2 protein-coding genes are annotated in these 1,828 nt (G+C 60.4%); both read left to right on the top strand.

What is annotated here, in order from left to right; genetic code table 11:
• The first annotated feature begins 146 nt into the window (after nt 1-146).
• Complete coding sequence (locus tag QTH97_RS36815; protein ID WP_286573727.1) at nt 147-767, top strand: SCO family protein; 621 nt, start codon at nt 147-149, stop codon at nt 765-767.
• A gap of 30 nt (nt 768-797) precedes the next feature.
• Nucleotides 798-1,828: sensor histidine kinase (locus QTH97_RS36810; RefSeq protein WP_286573726.1), on the top strand; the 1,031-nt coding region annotated here is incomplete at its 3' end.

The raw sequence follows: 1,828 nt of genomic DNA, 5'->3' as shown, positions 1-1,828 counted from the left end.
GACGTGGGGCTCATCAAATCCACGCCTCAAAAGCTCATTGCCGAGAGCACGGACTGGCGGTTTCTCAACGAGCTGAAGCGAGAGCTGAAGGCATAGCCGCTTCATCGTCTGGCCGCAGGATCCGCGCGCAGCAAGGAATCGACGACATGAAGAATCAATCGATGCCCAACCGTCGTCACCTCCTGAATGCGGCTGCCTGCGCCTGGCTGGCGATTGCGCCGCTGCCTGTGGAGGCACAGACTACACGTGCCGCGTCGGACGGCATCGCGCGCCTGCCCATCCTCGGGCCTGCACCACAATTTGCACTTGTTTCTTCGATGGGTCCTCGCGTTGCGCTTACCGATCTGCGCGGCAAGGTCTTGCTCGTCACCTTCGTGTTCACGACCTGCTCCACCAGTTGCCCCATCCTGGTGGCCAAGCTGGCCGAGATTGGGCGAGCCATGGGCAGTGAGTTTGGCGCCAGGTACGCATTCGTGGCCATCACCGTGGACCCGTTGAACGATACGCCGGCACGTCTTAGAGCGTATGCGTCGTCGTTTGGCGCCGATGTGCCGGGTTGGTACTTCCTGACTGGAGCGCCAAAGGGCATCGACGATGTAGTAAGAGGTTTTGGGTCGTATGCGAAGTTTGCAGAAGCTGGTGGCGTTGACCACTTGTTTCTGACCTCCCTCGTCGATCGTGCCGGCATGATGCGGGTGCAATACATGGGGACCAATTTCGACTCCCGAGAGATGCGGCGCGACCTGCAAATGCTGGCCAGCGAGTGACACTGACCGAGAGCAGAGGTTGGCGATCAAATGGTCGAACCACTGCTTCGATGGCTGCCATTGGCCGTGGCGCGGGCGCCGGCAACAGTCCACACAAAGTTGCTGGTCGCGTTTCTCACGATCGTGGGACTTCTGATCGCAGTCGGTGCGGTGAGCCTGGCCGAACTGGGTCGGCTTAACCAACGCGCCGAAGAGTTTGTCCAACTGCAGCGCAAGATCGCCGCATACCGGCAAATAGAGCAAAGCACCACTGCACAGCTGTACAGCGTGGCAACTGCGATGCTGGCGCCCGACCCAGCCGCCCTGGACGCAACCCTGCGTCAATTGCATCAGTTCGGCTATGACCTGGACCGGCTGAGGTTCGTTGCGCGGGATGAAGTCGAGGTGCTGCAGCGCGTTCGACTTGCGTACGAGGGGTTCACCGCCGCGGTGGCCGAAGTGATCGAACTGGTGAGGTCCGGCAGGGTGACGGAGGGGCGAATTGCGCAAGTCGAGCGCGTAGGGCCCCTTGCGGAACGGCTCGAGCGACTGACCAACGAACTCGTCAACAAGGCCGAGGCTGAAATGCTGGTGCGCATCGACGAGAGTCATGACGGTTACTCGGTGTCACGGAGATGGGTCGTGGCGTTTGCCGTCGGAAGCATCCTCCTGGCGCTGGGGCTCGGCTACGCAATCTCGGTATCCCTGATCGGCCCGTTGCGGCAGATGGGCGAGCGCTTCGACCAAATCGCAGCTGGGGATTTCACGGGCCAGGTGCTTGTACCCAATCGCGACGAGCTGGGCGCACTGGCCGGCAATCTCAATCATATGAGCGAAGAGTTGGGGCGCCTGTACCGCGAGATCCGGGAGAAGAGTAGCCAGATCGAGGCGGCGAACAGACACAAGTCGGAATTCCTTGCCGCCATGTCCCACGAATTGCGCACTCCGTTGAACGCAATCATCGGGTTCTCAGAGGTGTTGGCCGAGAAGATGGTTGGGGACGTCAACGACCGGCAACTCGACTATTTGCAAGACATCCACGGCTCGGGCCACCATCTTTTAACTTTGATCAACGATGTCCT

This window comes from Variovorax gracilis (genome assembly GCF_030317115.1).
GTDB lineage: Bacteria > Pseudomonadota > Gammaproteobacteria > Burkholderiales > Burkholderiaceae_C > Variovorax > Variovorax gracilis.
Note: the sequence above shows the minus strand (reverse complement) of the source record. Positions and strands in the feature narration are given on the sequence as shown.